The organism is Streptomyces sp. SID13726 (assembly GCF_010548375.1).
GTDB lineage: Bacteria > Actinomycetota > Actinomycetes > Streptomycetales > Streptomycetaceae > Streptomyces.
Map to the genome: position 1 here is coordinate 321452 of NZ_JAAGLY010000003.1, position 21301 is coordinate 342752.

Below are 21301 nucleotides of genomic sequence, written 5' to 3' on the forward strand. Positions count from 1 at the left end.
AAGGGGGCGGAGATCAGATGCGCCGCTCGGACCTGCGGCGCATCCAGAAGACCCCGCCGCCGATGACGGCCAGCCCCACCAGACCGCCGCCGATGGCCATGTCGGTCGGCGTGGCCCCGGTGGAGCTGCTGCCGCCGAGACCGCCGCGGACGCCGCCGATGACGGTGAAGGCGGCCGGGTTCGTCAGGGTCTTGCTGCTGCAGTTGACCGTGACGGAGTGCGCCCCGGTGGCGGCGCGCGTGCTCACCACCGCGGTACCCCTGGCCGTGTTGGTACCGGTGACCTGGGTCAGCGGCGTCGACGAGAACGCGTCGGAGGTGGCGGTGCCTCCCGACGGGCAGCCGTCCACGGTGATGGTCAGCTGACCGCCGCGGGCGATCACGCTGGGCAGGACGACGATGTTGCTCGGGCTGATGTTCATGCCGTCCTTGGCGACGGCGACCGGAGCGGCAAGGCCGGCGAGGGCGACCGCGGCGCCGGCGGCCGCCAGGGCACGAGTAGTACGCATGTGATCCTCCGCGGAAGACGCCCCGGGAACGGTCCCCGGTGGATCGGCGAGAAAGCGCCTCCCAGAAAGACCCTCAGATGCCTTGCCCGGACCCGCATTTCGACAATGGTCCGTCCTGGTGAGAGGACACGCCGAAGGAAAAGCGCACAATCGGATATCTCCGCAGGTCACGGACCGTCAGAAAATTCCTGTTCACGGCAACTCGGATGGCGCACCACCCGCATTCGGGGGCCACCCGTTCGCCTCCGCCCCGTCGCAGGTTGCACGTGTGCGACTTAGCGTTCTCGTATGCGCGAATGACGTGGCGACGGCCGCGTCGAGAGGGGAAGTCAATGTCTGCGTCCGAGCTGGCCGGTCTGGCCGAAGAGGAGGAGCAGCGGAAGAAGCGCGCTCCTTGGGGCGTGATAGCGCTTGTTCTGCTGACCGGCCTCGCGCTCATCCGGAACGGTTCGGGGGAGTTCGACGTCGGGCCGCCGCAGCCCGCGTCGGCGGCCGCGGCGGACAGCCGGGTACACGGCACCACTTTCGGCAACTCCGTCGCTCCGCTGCCCTACGGCGTGCCCGACCGGGTCTCCATCCCGGCGATCCAGGTCGACGCGCCGGTGATGCCGGTGGGCCTGGACGCGGACGGCTGGGTCGGCGCGCCGCCGCCGGAGGACCCGAACCTGGCGGGCTGGTTCACCGGCGGGGTCTCCCCCGGCGAGAAGGGCACCGCCGTCGTCGTGGGCCATGTCGACAACAAGCAGGGCCCCGCCGTGTTCTACGGACTCGGGGCCCTGAAGAAGGGAAATCGCGTCGAGGTGAGACGCAAGGACGGAAAGACGGCGATCTTCGAGATCTACGGCATCGAGGTCTTCGAGAAGAGCAATTTCCCCGGCGACCGTGTCTACGGTTCCAAGGGCACCCCCGAATTGCGGGTCATCACCTGCGGGGGCGGTTTCTCGAAGCAGACCGGATATGCCGGGAACGTCGTCGCCTTCGCCCGCCTGGTCGAGGTCCGCTGAGCGTTCCCCGACCGGGCGGGCGAATTGCGGCTAGGCGTACTGCCGTCGCGGAACGGTGATGTGGTAGCCGGAGTCGAGGAGTTGCGGGAGATAGTCGCGCAGCGCCCGGACACTCTGGGAGCGGTCGCCCCCGGCGTCGTGCGAGAGCACCACGACGCCGGGGGCGGCGCCGTTCTCGACCCGGCCGACGATGCTGCGGGTGCCGGGGGTGGTCCAGTCGAGGGTGTCGACGGTCCAGGCCAGGGGTTCCATGCCGAGTTCGGCGCCGAGTTGAAAAGCGGTCCGGTTCCAGGCTCCGTAGGGCGCGCGGAACCACTCGGGGCGTTCCCCGTAGGCGTCCTCGATGACATCGCAGGTGCGTTCCATCTCGGAGCGGATGCGGGAACGGCTGAGCCGGGTGAGCAGCGGGTGGGACCAGGTGTGGTTGCCGACGACGTGTCCCTCGTCGGCCATCCGGGCCAGCAGGTCCTGGTTGTCGACGGCCATCTCGCCGCACACGAAGAACATCGCGCGTACGTCGTACTCGGCGAGGGTGTCCAGGATGTGCGGGGTGTAGCGGCGGTCGGGTCCGTCGTCGAAGGTCAGCACCATGGTCCTGCCGCGTCCTGAGACCTTCAGCATCGGCTCGTGGCGGACGAGCGTCTTGCGGTGGGCCGCTTGGGGCGGGCCGTATCCGGTCAGGGGCTGGAGGCGGTAGGCCGAGGGCTTGAGCGGTCGGGCCGCGGCCGGGGGTCCCGCGGCGGGGAGGGCCGGACGGACGGGCTCCTCGCCGGTGACCGCGGCGAGCACTCCTGCGGTGCCGGCCGCGCCGACCGCGGCGGCGCCGGCCAGCAGGGCCCGACGCCGGGTGAGCACCGCCGCCGCCTTCGACGACAGCCGGGTGAGCAACTGATCCTTCGTCATGACTCATCAGTCGCCCGGCGGACCGCCGACGCACCTCAGCAACACCGGTGCGGCGGCACGAATACACCCACCCGGCCCAGCGATACCGCCCCGCGCATGACGGGACGTCAGGACAAAGCCGGCGGCAGGCCCGCCCTTGTGGTCCCCCCGTCCCGAAAAACTTGCGCGGTCCTGCCGACAGGTCCCGTATGCCGTCCGGACCTGCGGCTTCCGATAGCCTCACAGCCGTGACGGAACAGCATGCGCACCGGTTCGAGCGGGGTACGGACGGTCCCAAGGTCATCGTGGTCGGGGTGGACGGCTCGGACTCCTCGCTCCGTGCCGCCGCGTACGCGGGAGGTCTGGCCCGGCGGCAGCACGCGCTGCTCGCCGTCGTGTACGTCCAGCCGGTGCTCGCCGCCGGCGCCGCGCTCGGCGCCCCGGTCGCCGAGACCACCGACGCGATCGCCGAGGACCTGGTCGCGCAGATCCGGGAGGCGACCGAGCGCACGAAGGGGATATTCGATGTGCGCTGGGAGTTCCACACCTTCCGCGGCGACCCCTACAGCGGTCTGGTGAAGGCGGCGGACGAGCTCACGGCCGACGCGGTGGTGGTCGGCGCCTCGGAGCAGGCGGGCCATCGGATCGTGGGTTCCGTGGCGGTGCGGCTGGTCAAGGCGGGGCGCTGGCCGGTGACCGTGGTGCCGTAGCCGCGGTTGTCGCTGACGGGGGTGGCGCTGCGTCTTCCGTACCGGCGGTACCGGGTCCGTCATGATCGGCCGTCAGCCGTTCGCCGAACGCGAAGAGGTGAGGCGCATGGCCGGGCTCCGGATGGGCGAGGGGATTCTCCGCCGCAGACCGGTACACGGCGATCGTGGCGGTGGTCGCGATCGGCATCTCCGGCTACTTCGGCTTCCTGGTCGTTCTTCCCGTACGGCGTCGGCGGGGCGTTCACCGGTGCGGCGACGGCGTTCAAGTCGGTGGGCCTCGGCGGGCTCGCGGACGTGATCGCGGTGGGTGTGATCGACGCGGCACGTGCCCACGCGCGTGACGTGCATCGTCGGCTTCGCGTCGGCCGCCATCGCCGGGTTCCCGCCGGCGTTCGTGGTGGTGTGCGCGGCGGTGATCGTGCTGCGCTACTGGCATCTGTTTCGGGTACTCGTACAAGCGTTCGGCACTGGCGAGGCGTCAGAGGGACCCCAGGAAGTCCAGCACGAGCGCGTCGAACTCCTCGGGCCGCTCCAGGTTGGGGAAGTGCGAGGTGCCCTCCACCAGGACCGAGCGGCCGTGGCGGGCCGTACGGGCGAAGCGTTCCGCGTCGTCGAGCAGGTCGGGTGAGTCGAGCGTGCCGTTGACGGTGAGCACCGGGACGCCGATCCTCGGGACCCGGGCCCAGGTGTCGGTCAGCGGCACGTGCCAGTCCTTCTCGCCCGGCGTGTGCTTGGCGATGGTGTGCAGGGCCATCTCGCGCAGCCGCTCCGGGACGGCCGGGTCGATCTCGTCGAGGCGGCGGAAAGGGCCGGCGACGGACCCGAGGAACACCTTGAGCCAGCCTTCGACGTCGCCCGTGTGCAGGGCCTCGGTCGATTCGGCGACGACCCGTCGCGTCCACTCGTGGGTGTACCGGAAGTCGCTGACCGAGGCCCCGCTCAGCACGATCCCCCGGACCAGTTCCGGGTACTCCATCGCGGTGTCGCCCGCGACGGCCCCGCCCATCGAGACGCCGACGAGCGCGGCGGGGCCCGCGTCGAGGTGACGCAGCAGGCCGGCGAGGTCGTCGGCCCAGCGGAAGGGCTCGGTGGCGTTGTCGGTCCAGCCGTGGCCGCGGATGTCGACGGCGACGACACGGTGACGGGCGGCCAGGGCGGGGATCTGGGCCTCGAAGAGGCGGTGGTCGACGTAGCCGGAGTGCAGGAGGACCACCAGGTCCCCCGCTCCGGTGTCGAGGTAGGCGATGTCCCCGTCGGCAGATGCGAAGAAGCTCAGTTCCGAAGCAGCTGTCATGACAACCAAGGTGTCATGTTCGAGGAATTTTGACAACCAGGTTGTCATGATGAACCGGGGCATGATGAGCGGGTGAACGACATCGACGAGCCACTGCCACCCGACGATCTCGGCGACCGGGTCAGCGAGGTGTTCGACCTGGTCGGCGCGCTCTACCGGCGTGGCCTGCGCAAGCTGGAGCAGGACGAGGCGGTCGGGGGCGTGTCCGTCGGCGTACGGTCCGTCCTCGTCCTGCTGCACCGGTACGGGCCCATGACGGTTCCCCAGATGGCCCGGATCATGGCGCTGACCCGGCAGTTCGTGCAGCGCATGACCAATGACGCGATGGACCGGGGCTGGGTGGAGGCCACACCGAACCCCGCCCACCAGCGGTCCTCGCTGATCCGGATCACGGACCAGGGCGTGGCCGTCATCACCGCGATCCTCGCGCGCGAGCACGCCCTGAACCGGCAGGTCGGCGGCGGCGAGCTGACCGACGCCGAACTCCGGGCGTGCGTCCGCGTGTTGAAGGAGATGCTGCGCACCTTCGACCACGTGGACGTGGACTGACAGCGCAGGGGCGAGAGCAGGCCTACTGCCCCATCGTGAGCCCCGCGTCGCCCGCGCCCCGGCTCAGCACGACCTCCCGGATGCGGTCGCGCACGCCCTCCAGATCGGCGCCCTGCGCGATCGCCCGGTTCAGGTTCACCACCCGCCCCGCGTCCACGTCGAACATCTGCGGCACGAACTCCGCCTTGGCGACCCGCCAGCGCTCACCGGCCCGTGCGGGCGGCGCGAAGGTGAAGCGGCCGAGCGTGGACTGGTTGCCGCGCGGGTCCTGGGCGCCCTCGTGGTTGAACATCTCACCGGCGATCTGGTCCCCCATGCCGTAGATCACCCAGGTGCCGTTGACCTTCTCGTACGCCTGCGGGACATGGGCGTGGGTGCCGAGGATCAGGTCGATGTCGGGGCGGTTCCCGGTGCGGGCCGCCGTGAGGTCGCGGGCCAGGGCCAACTGCCGCTCGTCGGGCGCGTCCTGCCATTCCGTGCCCCAGTGCAGCGATACGACGACCACGTCGGCGCCCGCCTTACGGGCGGCCCGCGCGTCCGCCATGATCCGGTTCTCGTCCATCAGGTTGACCGCCCAGGGCTGCCCCTGGGGCAGCGGGAAGCCGTTGGTGTCGTAGGTGTAGGCGAGGTGCGCGACCTTGGCCGGGCCCGCGCGCAGGACGGTGACCGTCCGCGCCTCGGCGTCGGTCCGGGCCGATCCGGCGTGCCGTACGCCCGCGCGGTCCAGGGCGTCGAGGGTGCGGCGGATGCCGTCGGCGCCGTCGTCGAGGCTGTGGTTGGAGGCGGTGGAGCAGCCGTCGTAACCGGTGGCCGCGAGGGCCTGGGCCACCTCGGGCGGGGACTTGAAGGTCGGGTATCCGGTGTAGTCGCCGTTCGCGCCGTAGACGGTCTCCATGTGACACAGCGCCAGATCCGCGCGGGAGACGACGGACCGGACCCCGGCGAGCATCGGGCGGAAGTCGTAGCCGTGGCCGCCGGCGTCGAAGCGGGCCCGGTCGATGATCGAGCTGTGCGGCAGGACGTCACCGGAGGCGACGAGTGTGAAGCCGCGTGGTGCGGCGGCGGACGGGGCCGGGTGCCCTGGCGTGTCGTGGTCGTGCGCCTGGCAGGCCGCTCCTCCGGCGAGAAGTGCCGTGAGGGCCAGGGCAATCTGCCGTCTGCGTGCAATCATCAGCTCACCCCACTCTGGTCATATTTACTGACGAATAGGTATGAGCTTGCCCGTGTCCGCAAACGGCCTGGCCGCCTTCTTGACCCGTCCGGGGCGGAAGGGACCGTTCATCGGACCGTTCGTCGACGCGATCGACCGTCCGCCGCAGATCCCTGTGCGCCCTCTGTCCCCCGCTGCCGCCCTGAGGTGCCATACGGCCATGACGGCCGGAACCACCCTCACGAACGGGACGACCGCCGAGCACGAGCTCGCCGCACTGCAGCGGGAGCACGGCCGGCCCCTCTTCGCGCTCCTGCTCCGGCTCAGCGACGGCGACCGGCAACGCGCCGAGGACCTCGTGCAGGAGACCCTCGTGCGCGCCTGGCAGCATCCCGAGGCATTGCGCGCCGACGACTTCGACTCCGTACGGCCATGGCTGCTGACCGTGGGACGGCGGCTCGCGATCGACGCACGCCGGGCCCGGCAGGCGCGTCCGGCCGAGGTCGGGGACGCGGTCCTCGAGAACGCGCGGGTGTGCGCCGATCACGCCGAACGGGCGGCCGCCACCCTCGACGTACGCGAGGCTGTGAAGACACTCACTCCGGAGCACCGCGAAGTCCTGGTGCTGGTGTATTTCCAGGGGGCGAGTGTGGCGGAGGCCGCCGAGGTGCTCGGGATTCCGCCCGGTACCGTGAAGTCCCGCGCGTACTACGCGCTGCGCGCCCTGCGCCGGGTACTTCCTGGATACGCGGCCGACCTGCGGTGAAACCAATGGAAAAGTCAAACCTCCGTAAAGTGCCTTGCTGAGGACCCCGGTTGAGTAATCGGCTGTCCTCATCCGTGTTCCGGATGAGGTCCCTTCACCGGGACCCGGCGACGGGCGACGCGCACGCACCGGAGGAAGGCAGGAAGGGATGCTGCACAGAGGTCAAGAGAGCACGGACGGCACCGGCGGCGGCGAACTGGTCGTTCCCATGGCCTGGTTGTACGCCGAGTACATCGCCGACGAGCTGCTGCGGTCCGGCGATCTGATGCCGCCGACGTCCTTCGAGTTCCGCGCCGGGCGCGACGCCCTGGCGCTGACCGTCTTCCTGTCCGACACCGAGGGCGAGCTCTCCGGTATCCAGGTCGTCTCGCAGCTGGAGAACTGGCTGTCGCTGACGGCGTACGACCAGCCGTGGCAGGACTGGGTCTGCGAGCGGCTGGCCGGTCTCACCGCCGAGGCGGTCGCCGCCGGCGAGCCCACCCCCGACCTCGAACTGGCGTCCGCGGCCTGGCGCTGGCTGGAGGAGACGGAGCTGCTCGCACCCGATCTGAACGCGGTGCCGGGCGGCGGTTCGGGCATCGGTGAGGACGAGGGACCGAAGGTGTGGACGCCCGCCTGGCAGCTCGGACTGCCGCTGGGGCACCTCGCCATCCATCTTTTTTAAGTTCTTTTCTCCACGGACCAATCCTCGGCCCCGTCCGCTCCGAATCCCTTGGTTACGATTCTGTGCGTGCCTTGAGTGATTCGGCGGGCTGGTGCGTACCGGTGGGAGCAAGGAGTAACCCCACCCACACCCAACGGCACGAGGTTTCCGCATGAGGTCCTTGGAGAGGCATCGCGACGTCGGCGCGTACGCGCTCGGCGTGCTGGACGAGGCGGAGGCCTTCCGCTTCGAGGACCACCTCATGGAGTGCCCCAAGTGCGCGGCACACGTGACCGAGTTCGGGCCCACCACCCGTCAGATGATGCTGTACCGGCGGGCGACACCCCGGGTCGTGCACCCGATGGCCCAGCCGGGCCCGCAGCTCCTCAACCGGCTGCTCGGCGAGGTGGCGGCCCGTCACCGGGCGCGCCGCAGGCGGCTGTTGTACGCCGTGGCCGCCTCGGTGGTCCTGGCCGTGGGCGGGCCCACGCTGGCGATGCTGGCGGGCGGCGACTCGGGCGGCACGGCCAGCGTCGAGGCCACCGACGCCCGCTCCGGGGTCTGGGCGCAGGTCACCACCGAGGACGAGGAGTGGGGCACCCAGGTGGAGCTGAAGGTCAAGGACGAGGCCGGCCCCCGCGCCTGTCACCTCGTGGCGATCAGCACCGACGGCACCGAGGAGACGGTGACCGGCTGGAACGCCCCCCGTCACCACACCGGCGAGAACACCATGATGGGCAGCTCCACCTTCCACGCCGACCAGATCGACCACTACGAGGTGCGTACGGCGGGCGGCGAGCATCTGGTGACGCTGGACCCGGGCTGAGGCGCCGGATCACTTGAGCAGGCGCGACATCCTCCGGTCCGCGAGCGGCTTGCCGCCCGTCTGGCAGGTCGGGCAGTACTGGAGCGAGGAGTCGCTGAAGGAGACCTCGCGAATGGTGTCGCCGCACACCGGGCAGGGGTCGCCGGTGTGGCCGTGGACGCGGAGGCCCGTCTTCTTCTCCGCCTTCAGGCGGCCGGCCGCGAGACCGCGGGAACGCTCTACGGCCTGAGTGAGGGTCCCGCGCAGCGCCTCGTAGAGCCTGGTGGTCTCCTCCGGCGTGAGGGTCGAGGTCGGCTTGAACGGGGACATCCTCGCGGCGTGCAGGATCTCGTCGCTGTACGCGTTGCCGACACCGGCGATCAGGCCCTGGTCGCGCAGGGCACCCTTGAGCTGCCGCCGTTCTCCCTTGAGCAGGGCGGTCAGGCGGGCCTCGTCGAAGTCGTCGGCCAGGGGGTCGGGGCCCAGCCGCGCCACCCCGGGGACCTCCCCCGGTTCCCGCACCACGTACACCGCGAGACGCTTCTGCGTGCCCGCCTCGGTGAGGTCGAAGCCCGCGCCGGTCTCCAGGGCCACGCGCAGGGCGAGGGGGCCCTTGCCGGGCCGGGGCGGTCCGTCGGGGAGGCGGTCCTTCCAGTGCAGCCAGCCCGCACGGGCCAGATGGGTGACGAGACGGGGGCCACCGGCCGTCTCCAGGTCCAGGAACTTGCCGTGCCGGTGCACGGCGACCACCTCGTGGCCCTCGATAGCGGTGAGGGGAGGGTCGTACGTCTTCAGGACGCTGATGGCCACCGGCAGCACGCGCACGATCTCGTGGCCGACCAGGTTCTCGGTGAGGAAGTCCTTGAGCGCTTCCACCTCGGGGAGTTCCGGCATACGTCCAGAGTGCCACCGGGGACGGCTGTGGTCAGCTCCGCTCCGGCACCGCGAACTCGCACCACACGCACTTCCCGCCGCCCCGCGCCTCCACGCCCCACACGTCGGACAGCAGGTCGACCAGGAGCAGGCCGCGGCCGGAGACGCCCGACTCCCCGGCCTCCCGGCGGCGCGGCAGGGCGCTGGAGGAGTCCTCGACCTCGACGCGCATCCGCCGCCCTGAGCCGGTCAGGACCCGCAGGGTGACGATCGCGGAGCCCTCGGTGTGCATCAGGGCGTTGGTGATCAGCTCGTCGGCGACCAGTTCGATCTCGTCGGAGCGCTCCCGCGCGCCCCAGGCGCCGACCGCGGCCCGGATCATGTGCCGGGCCTGGGTGAGGGCCTCGGGGTCGCCCGGGGCCACGTGCTGCTGGAGCCGCCCGCCGGTCTGCGGGGCGTCCAGGCCGCGCCGGCGCAGCAGGAGCAGCGCCACGTCGTCGTCGCCGCCGCGCTCCTCGGCCACCTCGATGAGCCGGTCGGCGAGCTCCCAGACGTCGGCGGGGCCCGCGGCGACGACGGTGGTGAGGGTCTGCATGCCGTCGTCGAGGTCGGCGCCGGGCTGTTCGACCAGTCCGTCGGTGCACAGCAGCAGGGTGTCGCCGGGGTCCAGCTCGACGGTGCCCACGGGATAGTCGAGCTGCCCGAACTCGGCGGACAGCCCCAGCGGCAGCCCCCCGTCCACGGTCACCCGGCGACAGCTGCCCTCGGCCTGCCGGACCAGCGGGTCGATATGGCCCGCGCGGACCACCTGGACGACCCCGGTGGCCAGGTCGGCCTCGGCGTACAGGCAGGTCGCGAAGCGGTCGGTGTCGAGTTCGTGGAGGAAGACGGAGGCACGGGCCATCACGGTGGCCGGGGTGTGCCCCTCGGCGGCGTAGGCCCGCAGGACGATCCGCAGCTGGCCCATGACGGCGGCGGCGTGTGTGTCGTGGCCCTGGACGTCCCCGATGACGGCGCCGACCCGGCCGCCGGGCAGCGGGATCAGGTCGTACCAGTCGCCGCCGATGTCCCGCCCGAGGGAGCCCTCGCCGGTGGCGGCCCGGTAGCGGACGGCGACGTCGGAGCCGGGCACGCTGGGGATGGTGCGGGGCAGCATGGCCTGCTGAAGGCCGGTGGCGAGGTCCTTCTCCTGCTCGTAGAGCATGGCCCGCTGGAGGCTCTGGGCGATGCTGCTGCCGAGGGCGATGAGGACGTTGCGGTCCTCCGGGGTGAAGCCGTACCGGTCGCTGTAGAGCAGGCCCATGGCGCCGATCGGGCGGGCCTCCGCGATGAGCGGGAGGTAGGCCGCGGAGGTGATGTTCAGGCCGGTGATGTGCGGCCACAGGACCGGGTAGCGCTCGGCGAACTCCTCCGGCGACTCGATGAAGCGCGGGGTGAGGGTGCGGACGGCCTCGCTCATCGGGTACGGCTCGTCGATCCGGGTGATGTCGGTGCCGGGCACGAAGCTGCCCGCCGGGCCCTCGGCGATCAGCCGGATCCGGCCCGCCTCGACCAGGCCCATGACCAGGCTGGTGGCGCCGAGGTGGGTGAGGCCGTGGGTGTCCTTGAGGACGTCGATGACGTCCTGGACGGTCCGGGCGTGGGCCAGGGCGGCGGTGGTGAGCTGCACGACGTTGGTCTGCCGGCGCCGTGCCTCGTCCTGGGCGGCCTGCTCCCTGCGGGCCTCCAGCTCGCCCATCTCCTGGGTGGCGTCGCGGACGATGCCGATGATCCGGCGCGGGCGGCCCGTCTCGTCGCGGCGGATGTAGCCCTGGGTGTGGGTCCAGCGCAGACTGCCGTCGCGGCAGCGGAGCCGGAAGTAGGTGCCGTAGTTCTCGCTGCCGTCCTTGATCGCCTGGGCGACCAGGGCGTCCAGGCGGTGGGCCTCGGCCGTCGGCACCCGGACGGCGAGGCTCACGGGGTTGTCGTCGTATTCGTCGGGGCGCAGGTCGAAGACCTCGTGGGCCTGGGCGTCCATGTGGAACAGGCCGCTGTCCAGGTCCCAGTCGAAGCTGCCCATGCGGTTGAGCGCCAGGATCGGATCCGGGTGGGCGGGCCAGTCGTCCGGGAGTGACAGGGCGCTCGCTCCCCGATCAACCATGGGGCCACCTTGCCAGGATTTGTCCGATTCTTCGACCGGGGGCCTCCTTTTCGTCACTATCGTCCGCTTCACCCACTTGGGTTACGGAAGCGGAAGGGAGGTACACGGAGAGTCACGCGGGGACACGGCGCGACACTGGAGGCAGGAGCGCACGGCTGTGGACTGGTTCACCGCACCCGACTACTGGCTGAGCCGGCTGATCCTCCAGCGGGCTCTGGCCGGTCTGTACTTCGTGGCGTTCCTGGCGGCGGCCCTGCAGTTCCGGGCGCTGCTCGGGGAGCGCGGGATGCTGCCGGTGCCGAGGTTCGTCGCACGGGTGCCGTTCCGGCGGGCGCCCAGCCTGTTCCAGCTCCACTGCTCGGACCGGTTCTTCGCGTGCTGCGCGTGGACGGGGTGCGCGGTCGCCGTGGCGCTGGCGGCGGGACTGGACTCCCGGCTCCCGCTGTGGGGTGGGATGCTGCTCTGGCTGGTGCCGTGGCTGCTGTATCTGTCGATCGTGAACGTCGGCCAGACCTGGTACGGCTTCGGCTGGGAGTCCCTGCTGCTGGAGGTCGGCTTCCTCGCGGTGTTCCTCGGCAACGACGAAGTGGCGCCGCCGGTCGTGGTGTTGTTCCTGCTGCGCTGGATCCTGTTCCGGGTGGAGTTCGGCGCGGGGCTGATCAAGATGCGGGGCGACGCCTGCTGGCGCAAGCTCACCTGTCTCGACCACCACCATGAGACCCAGCCGATGCCGGGCCCGCTGAGCTGGTGGTTCCACCATCTCCCCCGCCCGCTGCACCGGGTGGAGGTGGCCGCGAACCACGTCACCCAACTCGTCGTGCCCTTCCTCCTGTTCACCCCGCAGCCGATCGCCACGACGGCCGCCGCGCTGATGATCGTGACCCAGCTGTGGCTGGTGCTGTCCGGCAACTTCGCCTGGCTGAACTGGATCACGATGGTGCTGGCGCTGTCGGCGGTACGGCTGCGCGGCGATCCACCGGCCCTGCCCGACGCCCCGCTCTGGTACGAGGTGCTGGTCCTCACCGTCGCCGCGCTCCTGCTCGGCCTGAGCCACCGCCCGGTCCGCAACCTGCTCTCCCGGCGCCAGATCATGAACCGCTCCTTCGACCCGCTCCATCTGGTCAACACCTACGGCGCGTTCGGCAGCGTCAGCCGGATCCGCTACGAGGTGGTCGTCGAGGGCACGGCGGACGACGTGCCGCGCGGGGACTCCGAGTGGCGGGAGTACGAGTTCAGGGGCAAGCCGGGCGATCCCCGGCACTGGCCGCGCCAGTTCGCGCCCTACCATCTGCGCCTGGACTGGATGATGTGGTTCGCCGCGCTGTCCCCCGCGTACGCCGAGTCGTGGTTCGGCACGCTGGTCGAGCGGCTCCTGGAGAACGACGAGGCGACGCTCGGGCTGCTGCGCCGCTCACCGTTCCCGGCCGACGCCCCGCCCCGCTACGTCCGGGCCCGCCTGTTCCGGTACCGGTACACGACGTGGCGGGAGCTGCGGGCGACGGGGGCGTGCTGGGAGCGGACCTTCGTGCGCGAGTACCTGCCGCCGACGCGGCTGATCGGGGTGGCCCGACCTCGCTGACTCCCGGCGGGGCGCGGGGTGTTCAGTCGCCGAAGTAGGCCTTGGCGACCGCGTAGGTGTCCTCGTAGAGGTGGTAGCGGGTGATCCGCCCGTCCCTGACCGTGGTGTGCAGGGCGAACGCGGTGTCGATGTCCCGGCCCGTCTTCTTGACCTCGGAGACCATGCGCCCGAGGAGGACCACGTCGTCGCCGTCGGTGATGATCTGGCGCAGGTCGAGCTCCTTCGCCCGCACATGGGCCGCGAGCAGTTCGAAGAACATCCGCACGCCGTCCGCCGAGTCGACCTCCGGCACCCAGGGGATGCCGGGCGGGTGCGGGATCGAGAAGGACACCGAGTCGGCGAACAGCGCCGCCGCCTCCGCGCTTCTTCCCTCGGCGAGCAGCGGGAACAGGCGTTGCACGGTCTGCGCCGGTGACTCTGCTGTCATGTGTTCCGACCCTACCGCCCGGCCCCGCGGCTACGGCGTCGGCGCGGCGAGTCCGTAGACCCGCTCGGCCGTGCCGCCGAAGACCTGGGGGTGGGCGGACGCGGGCGTCAACCGGCGTGCGATGTCGAGCACTTCGCCGTAGCTCGCTCCCAGCGTGCACACCGGCCAGTCCGAGCCGAACATCGAGCGCTCCGGGCCGAAGGCGTCCAGGACCGTGTCGGCGTAGGGGCGCAGGTCGTCGATCGTCCAGGAGGTGAGGTCCGCCTCGGTGACCATGCCGGAGACCTTGCAGACGGTGTTGGGGAGGGCGGCGAGGGTACGGACGGCGGTCGCCCAGGGTTCCAGGGCGCCGGAGGCGATGGGCGGTTTGCCCAGGTGGTCGAGGACGAAGGTGAGTTCGGGCAGGGACTCGGCCGCCTTGACGCACGCGGGCAGTTGGTGCGGGAGGACGACCAGGTCGTAGACCAGGCCCGCCCCGGCCACCGCCGCCAGGCCCCGGCGTACGTCCGGGCGCAGTAGCCACTCGGGGTCCGGCTCGCCCTGCACCTGGTGGCGGATGCCCTTCAGACAGGCGCCGCCGGGGAGTTCACGCAGCCGGGCCAGTTCGTCGGCGACGTCGGGGCGGGTGAGGTCGGTCCAGCCGACGACGCCCGCGATCAGGTCGTGCTCGGCGGCCAGCAGCAGGAACTCCGGGGTCTCCTCGGGCACGGTGACCGTCTGGACGAGGACCGTCCGGTCGACCCCGGCCGCGCGGGCCCGCGGCACGAGGTCGGCCACGGTGAAGTTCCGGCGCAGCGGGCTGCCCGAGGCGATCCAGTCCTGGTCCCGTACCGACAGGTCCCACACGTGGTGGTGCGCGTCGACGACGGTCACGGCAGCTCCCATACGACGGGCAGGCCCGCGCCGGCCCCCTCGTCGGAGTAGTCGTGCGCCACGTCGAGGAGTTCAGCCATCCGGGCCTGCCAGGCGACGTTGACCGGCAGCTTCTCCAGTTCGGCGAGGAGACGGCCGTAGTCCTCGCACTCCAGGACGTGGAAGAGGTCGATGCCGCTGCGCCAGATGGTCCAGGAGGAGGCGCCGGCGGCGCGGATCGCGTCGGTGAGTTCGGCGGGGACCTCGCGGTGGGCGGCCTCGTACGCGTCGACGCGGTCCGCGCGGACCTTGGTGTGCAGGGCGACCCTCATGACGGCTCCTCGGTGGCCAGGAGGCCGGTGGACCTCAGTTCCTGCCAGAAGGCGTTGGGCACCTGGGTCGCGAACTGGTCGGCGCAGTCCCGGACCTCGTCCGCCGAACGGGCGCCGACCAGGACGCTCGCGACGGCTGGATGTGCCGCGCAGAAGGCCAGGGCGGCGGCCCTCAGGGTGATGCCGTGCCGCTCGGCGATCTCCTTCATGCGCAGCGCCTTGTCCAGCAACTCCCCCGGTGCCTGTGCGTAGTTGTACGTCGCGTCGGGCTTCGGGTCGGCCAGGAGACCGGAGTTGAAGGCGCCGCCGATCACCACGGACACGCCTCGTTCTGCCGCGGCGGGCAGCAGTTCGGTGAGCGCGCTCTGGTCGAGCAGGGTGTAGCGGCCGGCGCACAGCACCACGTCGACGTCGGTGTCGCGGACGAAGCGGGTGAGCATCCCGGCCTGGTTCATGCCGGCGCCGATCGCCCCGACCATTCCCTCCGAGCGGAGCTTCTCCAGGGCCGGATAGCCCTCGTGGAAGGCCTGTTCGGCGTGGTCGTCGGGGTCGTGGAGGTAGACGACGTCCACGCGGTCGAGGCCGAGCCGTTCGAGGCTGGCCTCCAGGGTGCGTCGTACGCCGTCGGCCGAGAAGTCCCAGACCCGGCGCCGGGTGGCGGGGACGGCGAAGCCGTTGGCCAGGTCGTCGCCGGACGCCTCCGCGGGTTCCAGTCGGCGGCCGACCTTCGTGGAGACCGTGAACTTCGAGCGCGGGAAGGCCCGCAGGGCTTCGCCCAACCGCCGTTCCGACAGGCCGAGTCCGTAGTGCGGGGCGGTGTCGAAGTAGCGGATGCCGCGCTGCCAGGCGGCGGTCACGGCCTCGTGGGCCTGTTCGTCGCTCACCTCCGTGTAGAGGTTGCCGATCACCGCGCCGCCGAAGGCCAGTCCGCTGACCCGGACACCGCTGCCGCCGAGCGGGTTCACTGGCCCACCGGCCTCAGGCGCAGGCCCTGCATACCGCCGTCGACCGCGAGGGAGGTGCCGGTGGTGGCGCCGGAGAGCGGGCTCGCCAAGTAGGCGATGGCGCCCGCGACTTCGTCGGCCGAGACGAGCCGGCCGGTGGGCTGGCGGGCCTCCAGCGCGGCGCGTTCGGCGGCCGGGTCGGGGGCCCTGTCCAGCAGGCGGCCGATCCACGGGGTGTCCGCCGTACCGGGGTTGACGCAGTTGACGCGGATGCCCTCGCGGACGTGGTCGGCGGCCATGGCGAGGGTCAGGGAGTACACCGCGCCCTTGGTGGCGCTGTACAGCGCCCGCTGCGGGAGGCCCGCGGTGGCCGCGATGGAGGAGGTGTTCACGATCGCCGCGTGGGCGGACTTACGCAGGTGGGGCAGGGCGGCGCGGGCCACCCGGACCATGCCGACGACGTTGACGTCGAGGACGCGGTGCCATTCCTCGTCGTCGTTGTCGGCGACGGTGCCCTGAGCGCCGATGCCCGCGTTGTTGACCACGACGTCGAGTCCGCCGAGGTCGGCGGCAGCGGCGGCGACGGCCGCGCGCACGGAGGCGTCGTCGGTGACGTCGGCGCGGTAGGCGAACAGCGGCTTCTCGACCGAGGAGGGGTCCAGGTCGAGCACGGCGACCTGGGCGCCGCGTGCGGCGAGGAGTTCCGCGGTGGCCCGGCCGATGCCGGAGGCTCCACCGGTGACCAGGGCCCTCAGTCCCTCGAAGTCGCTCATGCGGCCTCTCCCTTCTTCTGCGATGCGCCCTGCGGCACGCCCTGTGATGCGCCCTGCGATGCGGCGGCGAGGTCTTCTTCCCAGAACGCGCCGCCCGGGAACGTGTACCGCGCTATGGACTCCGGGCGCATGGCGGCCGAGAAGCCCGGCGCGGTGGGTGCCGTGTAGTGGCCCTCGCGGATCACCACCGGGTCGAGGAAGTGGTCGTGCAGATGGTCGACGTACTCGATGACCCGGTCCTCGGTGGTGCCGGTGACGGCGACGTAGTCGAACATCGAGAGGTGCTGCACGAGTTCGCACAGGCCGACCCCGCCCGCGTGCGGGCAGACCGGTACGCCGAACTTGGCGGCGAGGAGCAGGATGGCGAGGTTCTCGTTGACTCCGCCGACGCGGGCCGCGTCGATCTGGACGACGTCCACCGCGTTCGCCTGGAGCAACTGCTTGAAGACGACCCGGTTCTGGACGTGCTCGCCGGTGGCGACCTTCACCGGGGCGACGGCCTCGCGGACGGCGGCGTGGCCGAGGATGTCGTCGGGGCTGGTGGGCTCCTCGATCCAGTACGGGTCGAACTCGGCGAGGGCCTTGGTCCAGCGGATCGCCTCGTCGACGTCCCAGCGCTGGTTGGCGTCGATCGCCATGCGGATGCCGGGGCCGACGACCTGGCGGGCGACCCGGCAGCGCCGTACGTCGTCCTCCAGGTCCGCGCCGACCTTCAGCTTGATCTGCGTGAAGCCGTCGGCGACGGCCTCGGCGGCGAGCCGGGTGAGCTTCTCGTCGTCGTAGCCGAGCCAGCCGGCGGAGGTGGTGTAGGCCGGGTAGCCCTGGGCGAGCAGCTTCGCGGAGCGTTCCCGTGCGCCCTCCCGGCCCCGGCGCAGGATGTCCAGGGCTTCCTCGGGGGTGAGCGCGTCCGTGAGGTAGCGGAAGTCGATCTGGCCGACCAGCCATTCGGGGTCGCCCTCGGCGAGCAGTCGCCACAGGGGCTTGTCGGCGCGCTTGGCGGCCAGGTCCCAGACGGCGTTGACGACCGCGCCGATCGCCATGTGCATCACGCCCTTCTCGGGGCCGAGCCAACGGAGTTGGCTGTCGCCGATCAGGTCGCGGTTCAACGTCCCCGGGTCCGCGCAGAGTTCGTCGACGGAGCGTCCGACCACATGTCCGCGCAGCGCCTCGATCGCGGCGACCTGGACCTCGTTGCCCCGCCCGATGGTGAAGGTGAAGCCGTGCCCCTCGTGCCCGTCGGCCGCGTCGGTGCGCAGGACGACGTAGGCCGCCGAGTAGTCGGGGTCCGGGTTCATCGCGTCGGAGCCGTCGAGCTCGCGCGAGGTGGGGAAGCGGATGTCGTAGGTGTCTACCGCGGTGATGCGGGCGGTGGTCGAGGACACGGAAGGCCTTTCGATAGGGGACGGGACGCGCGGGCTCAGTCCTGGGCGCGCCCCGTCGTCACACGGGCGATCATGAGGGCGACCAGGATGATTCCGCCGTAGATGGCCTGGATCCAGAAGGACGGCACCTGGGCCAGCGTGAGCAGGTTCTGGACGACCCCCAGCAGGAGTACGCCGGTCAGGGCGCCGAACATGGTGCCCTTGCCGCCGTCGAGGCTGATGCCGCCGATCACCGCGGCGGCGAACACGGTGAAGATCATGTTCTGGCCCTGGTTGGCACTGATCGCGCCGACGTAACCGGTCTGCATGATGCCGCCGACGGCCGCCAGGACCCCGGCCACCACGAACACTCCGAGCATCACGCGCTCGACGCGGATGCCGGCGGGGCCGGCCGCGTCGGCGTTGCCGCCGATGGCGTACAGGGAGCGGCCGATGCGGTGGTACTTGAGGACGAAGCCCGTGACCGCGAAGGCGACCGCGGCGAGCCACACGGACATCGGGATGTTCAGGAAGGTGGTGGTGGCGAGGGTGTAGAAGCTGTCGGGCATGCCGAAGAGGGTCTTGCCCTTGGTCGCGCCGACGAGCAGTCCGCGCAGCACGATCAGCATCGCGAGCGTCACGATGAACGCGTTGAGCTTGAACTTGACGACCAGGACGCCGTTGAAGGCGCCGACGACCGCGCCGGCCACGAGGATCGCCAACAGGGCGAGGGCGACCGGGAATTCGGTGCCCCAGCCGGACTGGGCGACCGGCAGGACGAGCAGCGCTCCTACGGCGGGCGCGATGCCGACGACCGACTCCAGGGAGAGGTCGAACTTGCCGGTGATCAGCACGAGGGACTCGGCCAGCACCACCATCGCGAGGGCGGCCGAGGCGCCGAGGATGGAGATCAGGTTGCGCTCGGTGAGGAACGAGTCGTTGACGAACGCGCCGAGCACCATGAGGAGCAACAGCGCTGGTACGAGGGCGAGTTCGCGGGCGCGCCGGAGCAGGACCGTACGGGCCACCCGTGCCTCGGGCACCCGCACCTGCTTGACCGGCGGAGCCTGGGTGTCAGCCATGGTGGTCCACTCCTTCGATGGAGGCGATCAGCTCGTGGTCGCGCCAGCCCGCCGGGTGCTCGGCGACCACGCGGCCGTGGAAGAGGACGAGGACGCGGTCGCAGCGGCGCAGGTCGTCGAGTTCGTCGGAGACGACCAGGACCGCGGTGCCGTCGTCGCGGGCGGTGTCCACGCGGGAGAGCAGGGACTCCTTGGACTTCACGTCCACGCCCGCGGTGGGGTTGATGAGGACGAGCAGCCGGGGTTCGGAGGCGAGCGCGCGGGCCATGACGACCTTCTGCGCGTTGCCGCCGGAGAGGTCGGAGACGGGCTGGTCGGGGCCCTCGGTGTGGATGTCGAGGCGGTCGATCAGCTCGGTGGCGAAGCCGCGCTTGCGGTCGGTGCCGACGAACCCGTAACGGCCGAGCCGGTCCAGGACGCTGAGGGTGGCGTTGTCGCCGATGGTCATGCCGAAGACCAGCCCCTGGGCGTGCCGGTCGCGCGGCACGAAGCCGACGCCGGCCTTCAAGGAGGCCTGCACATCGCCGAACGGCAGGGGTTTTCCGTCGAGTTGAGCGGTGCCGCCGGTCGGGGTGTGCAGTCCCGTGAACGACTCGGCCAGCTCGATCTTGCCGCTGCCGCTGATGCCGGCGAGTCCGACGACCTCACCGCGGCGGACGGTGAGGTCGACGTCCTGGTAGGCGTCGGAGGTGAGGCCCCGGGCGTCGAGGAGGACGGGGGTGTCGACCTCTCTTGTGCGCGCGGCCTGTTCCCGTTCGGGGACGGTCTCCCCGGCCATGGCCTCGATCAGCGCCGCCCGGGGCATGTCGGCGACAGGAGCGGTGGTGATCCAGCGGGCGTCCCTGAGGACGGTGACCGTCTGGCACACCTCGTACACCTCCTGGAGGTGGTGCGAGATGAACAGGAAGGTGACCCCGGAGTCCTGGAGCGCCCGCATCCGGCTGAACAGCCGCTCGATCTCCCGGTTGTCGAGCTGCGCGGTCGGCTCGTCGAGGACGATGAACCGGGCGCCGAAGCTCAACGCCCGGGCGATCTCCACCATTTGGCGGTCCTCGACCTTGAGGTCGGCGGTGCGCGCCTCCGGGTCGACGCGCACGTCCCAGGTGTCGAGGAGTTCGGTCGCCTCGGACCTCAGCGCGCGCCAGCTGATGAAGCCCCTCTTCAGCGGCTGCCGGTTGATGAAGAGGTTCTCGGCGACCGTCAACTCGGGTACGACGGTGGGCTTCTGGTAGACGCAGGCGACCTTGCTCCGCCAGGCGTCCCGGTCGGCGAGCGGAGGTGCGGGCTCGCCGTCGAAGCGGACCGTGCCCTCGTCGGGGGCCTGGAGGCCGGTGAGCAGGGTGACGAGGGTGGACTTGCCCGCGCCGTTGCGCCCGACGAGGGCGTGGGACTCGCCGGGCAGCACGGTGAGCCGGCCGTCGGCCAGGGCGGTCGTGGGGCCGTACCGCTTGACGACCCCGTGGGCTTCAACCAGTGGGGTGCTCATTTGACCGTGTTGCCCCACAGCTCGGGGTCGTCGACGTTCTCCTTGGTGACCAGGGGCGCGGGCAGCTGGTCCTCCAGGATGCCGCTGGACAGCTTGACGATCGTGGAGTCGTGGTCGGTCGGCCCGGGCTTGAAGGTCTTCCCCTCCATCGCCGCCTTGATGTAGTACATGCCGTATTTGGCGTACAGGTCGGCGGGCTGGGAGACGGTGGCGTCGATCTCGCCCTTGCGGATGGCGTCGAATTCCTGCGGGATGCCGTCGTTGGAGACGATCGTGATGTGGCCCGCGGTGCCCGCCTTCTTCAGCATCCCCTTGGACTTCAGGGTCTGGAGGGTCGGCGCGAGGTAGACGCCGCCGGCCTGCATGTAGATGCCCTTGAGGTCGGGGTTGGCGTTCAGCAGGGTGCTGAGCTGCGAGGCGGCGGTGTCGGACTCCCACTTGGCGGGGATCTCAAGGACCTTCAGCTTCGGGAAGTTCTTCTTCACACAGGCGCGGAAGGCCTCGGAGCGGTCGCGGCCGTTGACCGAGGCGAGGTCGCCCATGATCTGCACGACCTTGCCGGACGTGATCTGCTTCCCGAGGTACTGGCAGGCCTTCTCGCCGTACGAGACGTTGTTGGCCCGTACGACCATGGCGACCTTGCCCTTGTCGGGGGCCACGTCGACGGCGACGACCGGGACGCCCTTGCGTTCGGCCTGGTCGAGGCCGGCCTCGATGGCGGCGCTGTCCAGCGGGGCGACGACCAGGCCCTTGACGCCCTGGTTGAGCTCGTTGTTGATGTCGGTGATCTGCTGGGAGGGATCGCTGTTGGAGTTGATGGTCTTCAGCGTGTCCACCCCCTCGGACTTGGCCATCTTGGGCACGTAGTCGTTGTACGACTGCCAGAACGGCGAGGTCAGCAGCGGCAGGATCACTCCCACCTTGCCGGTCCCGTCGCCCCCGGCACTGCCGGTGCTGCCGGTGTCCTTGGTGCTGCCGCACGCGGCGAGCACGAGCGAGGCGCTCGCTGCCACGGCGACCGCGCCGACGATCCGCATTCTGTTCCGCTTCCCCACTGTCCTGCCGGGCATCTGGCGGCTCCTCGTTGAGCGTGTTCTCGCGTGATCGAGCACGAGCGTGTTCGAGCAGATGACGGCATACT

General features: G+C 70.9%; 22 protein-coding genes and 1 pseudogene. 8 read left to right on the top strand and 15 right to left on the bottom strand.

The genetic code is table 11. The features are described 5' to 3' along the window. Window positions 1–13: 13 nt before the first annotated feature. Window positions 14–508: a hypothetical protein gene (locus G3I78_RS08790; RefSeq protein WP_164422265.1), complete on the bottom strand. Its 495-nt coding sequence runs from the start codon at window positions 506–508 to the stop codon at window positions 14–16. A gap of 332 nt (window positions 509–840) precedes the next feature. On the opposite strand from G3I78_RS08790, the gene G3I78_RS08795 reads away from it, so the two are divergent. Then, complete coding sequence (locus tag G3I78_RS08795; RefSeq protein WP_164422266.1) at window positions 841–1512, top strand: class F sortase; 672 nt, start codon at window positions 841–843, stop codon at window positions 1510–1512. 30 nt (window positions 1513–1542) lie between these two features. Here the strand turns inward: G3I78_RS08795 and G3I78_RS08800 are convergent, their stop codons facing one another. Then, window positions 1543–2415, bottom strand: a complete 873-nt coding sequence (locus G3I78_RS08800; protein ID WP_164422267.1) for a polysaccharide deacetylase family protein — start codon at window positions 2413–2415, stop codon at window positions 1543–1545. Window positions 2416–2642: 227 nt separating this feature from the next. Here G3I78_RS08800 and G3I78_RS08805 point away from each other — a divergent pair, with 227 nt between their 5' ends. Both G3I78_RS08805 and G3I78_RS51845 read left to right on the top strand, forming a co-directional pair. Next, window positions 2643–3104, top strand: a complete 462-nt coding sequence (locus G3I78_RS08805; protein WP_164422268.1) for a universal stress protein — start codon at window positions 2643–2645, stop codon at window positions 3102–3104. 152 nt (window positions 3105–3256) lie between these two features. Continuing rightward, window positions 3257–3580, top strand: a pseudogene (locus G3I78_RS51845) (hypothetical protein); the annotation flags it as partial. A gap of 2 nt (window positions 3581–3582) precedes the next feature. On the opposite strand, the gene G3I78_RS08815 reads toward G3I78_RS51845, so the two are convergent. Then, window positions 3583–4398 (bottom strand): alpha/beta hydrolase, encoded by an 816-nt coding sequence (locus G3I78_RS08815; RefSeq protein WP_164422269.1) that lies wholly within the window; start codon window positions 4396–4398, stop codon window positions 3583–3585. A gap of 72 nt (window positions 4399–4470) precedes the next feature. Between G3I78_RS08815 and G3I78_RS08820 the strand changes: the two genes are divergently transcribed. Continuing rightward, window positions 4471–4947 carry a MarR family winged helix-turn-helix transcriptional regulator gene (locus G3I78_RS08820; RefSeq protein WP_164422270.1) on the top strand — a complete coding sequence of 159 codons (477 nt, stop codon included), beginning with the start codon at window positions 4471–4473 and terminating at the stop codon, window positions 4945–4947. A gap of 22 nt (window positions 4948–4969) precedes the next feature. Here G3I78_RS08820 and G3I78_RS08825 read toward each other — a convergent pair whose 3' ends face one another. Next, window positions 4970–6118, bottom strand: a complete 1149-nt coding sequence (locus G3I78_RS08825) for a CapA family protein (RefSeq protein WP_164422271.1) — start codon at window positions 6116–6118, stop codon at window positions 4970–4972. 199 nt (window positions 6119–6317) lie between these two features. Between G3I78_RS08825 and G3I78_RS08830 the strand changes: the two genes are divergently transcribed. From G3I78_RS08830 to G3I78_RS08840, 3 genes are all read left to right on the top strand, one after another. Then, complete coding sequence (locus G3I78_RS08830) at window positions 6318–6863, top strand: sigma-70 family RNA polymerase sigma factor (RefSeq protein WP_164422272.1); 546 nt, start codon at window positions 6318–6320, stop codon at window positions 6861–6863. Window positions 6864–7011: 148 nt separating this feature from the next. Beyond that, window positions 7012–7527: a hypothetical protein gene (locus G3I78_RS08835; protein WP_164422273.1), complete on the top strand. Its 516-nt coding sequence runs from the start codon at window positions 7012–7014 to the stop codon at window positions 7525–7527. 151 nt (window positions 7528–7678) lie between these two features. After that, on the top strand, window positions 7679–8332 hold the full coding sequence (locus G3I78_RS08840; RefSeq protein WP_164422274.1) for a zf-HC2 domain-containing protein: 654 nt from the start codon (window positions 7679–7681) through the stop codon (window positions 8330–8332). Between the two features lie 9 nt (window positions 8333–8341). On the opposite strand, the gene G3I78_RS08845 is transcribed toward G3I78_RS08840, so the two are convergent. Further along, window positions 8342–9205 (bottom strand): Fpg/Nei family DNA glycosylase, encoded by an 864-nt coding sequence (locus tag G3I78_RS08845; RefSeq protein WP_164422275.1) that lies wholly within the window; start codon window positions 9203–9205, stop codon window positions 8342–8344. 31 nt (window positions 9206–9236) lie between these two features. Then, on the bottom strand, window positions 9237–11324 hold the full coding sequence (locus tag G3I78_RS08850; protein WP_164422276.1) for a SpoIIE family protein phosphatase: 2088 nt from the start codon (window positions 11322–11324) through the stop codon (window positions 9237–9239). Window positions 11325–11481: 157 nt separating this feature from the next. Here G3I78_RS08850 and G3I78_RS08855 point away from each other — a divergent pair, with 157 nt between their 5' ends. Continuing rightward, entirely contained in the window at window positions 11482–12903 is a 1422-nt protein-coding gene (locus G3I78_RS08855; RefSeq protein ID WP_164422277.1) for a lipase maturation factor family protein, read from the top strand. 22 nt (window positions 12904–12925) lie between these two features. Here G3I78_RS08855 and G3I78_RS08860 read toward each other — a convergent pair whose 3' ends face one another. The 9 genes from G3I78_RS08860 to G3I78_RS08900 are packed head-to-tail and all read right to left on the bottom strand — an operon-like array spanning window position 12926 to window position 21230. Further along, complete coding sequence (locus tag G3I78_RS08860; RefSeq protein ID WP_164422278.1) at window positions 12926–13330, bottom strand: nuclear transport factor 2 family protein; 405 nt, start codon at window positions 13328–13330, stop codon at window positions 12926–12928. 30 nt (window positions 13331–13360) lie between these two features. Beyond that, window positions 13361–14215: an amidohydrolase family protein gene (locus G3I78_RS08865; protein ID WP_164422279.1), complete on the bottom strand. Its 855-nt coding sequence runs from the start codon at window positions 14213–14215 to the stop codon at window positions 13361–13363. Further along, window positions 14200–14514, bottom strand: coding sequence for an L-rhamnose mutarotase (locus G3I78_RS08870; protein WP_164422280.1), 315 nt, complete (start codon window positions 14512–14514; stop codon window positions 14200–14202). Before G3I78_RS08870 ends, G3I78_RS08865 begins: the two co-directional genes overlap by 16 nt. Then, window positions 14511–15479: an aldo/keto reductase gene (locus tag G3I78_RS08875; protein WP_164422281.1), complete on the bottom strand. Its 969-nt coding sequence runs from the start codon at window positions 15477–15479 to the stop codon at window positions 14511–14513. Before G3I78_RS08875 ends, G3I78_RS08870 begins: the two co-directional genes overlap by 4 nt. Further along, window positions 15476–16231 (bottom strand): SDR family oxidoreductase, encoded by a 756-nt coding sequence (locus tag G3I78_RS08880; protein ID WP_164422282.1) that lies wholly within the window; start codon window positions 16229–16231, stop codon window positions 15476–15478. The genes G3I78_RS08875 and G3I78_RS08880 overlap by 4 nt, the downstream gene beginning before the upstream one ends. Continuing rightward, the gene (locus G3I78_RS08885; RefSeq protein WP_343243689.1) at window positions 16228–17613 is read right to left on the bottom strand and encodes an L-fuconate dehydratase; all 1386 of its coding nucleotides are present in this window, start codon (window positions 17611–17613) and stop codon (window positions 16228–16230) included. The genes G3I78_RS08880 and G3I78_RS08885 overlap by 4 nt, the downstream gene beginning before the upstream one ends. 35 nt (window positions 17614–17648) lie before the next feature. Next, on the bottom strand, window positions 17649–18674 hold the full coding sequence (locus G3I78_RS08890) for an ABC transporter permease (RefSeq protein WP_164422283.1): 1026 nt from the start codon (window positions 18672–18674) through the stop codon (window positions 17649–17651). Further along, window positions 18667–20160, bottom strand: a complete 1494-nt coding sequence (locus G3I78_RS08895; protein ID WP_164422284.1) for a sugar ABC transporter ATP-binding protein — start codon at window positions 20158–20160, stop codon at window positions 18667–18669. The genes G3I78_RS08890 and G3I78_RS08895 overlap by 8 nt, the downstream gene beginning before the upstream one ends. Continuing rightward, window positions 20157–21230 (bottom strand): sugar ABC transporter substrate-binding protein, encoded by a 1074-nt coding sequence (locus G3I78_RS08900; protein ID WP_164422285.1) that lies wholly within the window; start codon window positions 21228–21230, stop codon window positions 20157–20159. The genes G3I78_RS08895 and G3I78_RS08900 overlap by 4 nt, the downstream gene beginning before the upstream one ends. Window positions 21231–21301: the final 71 nt, after the last annotated feature.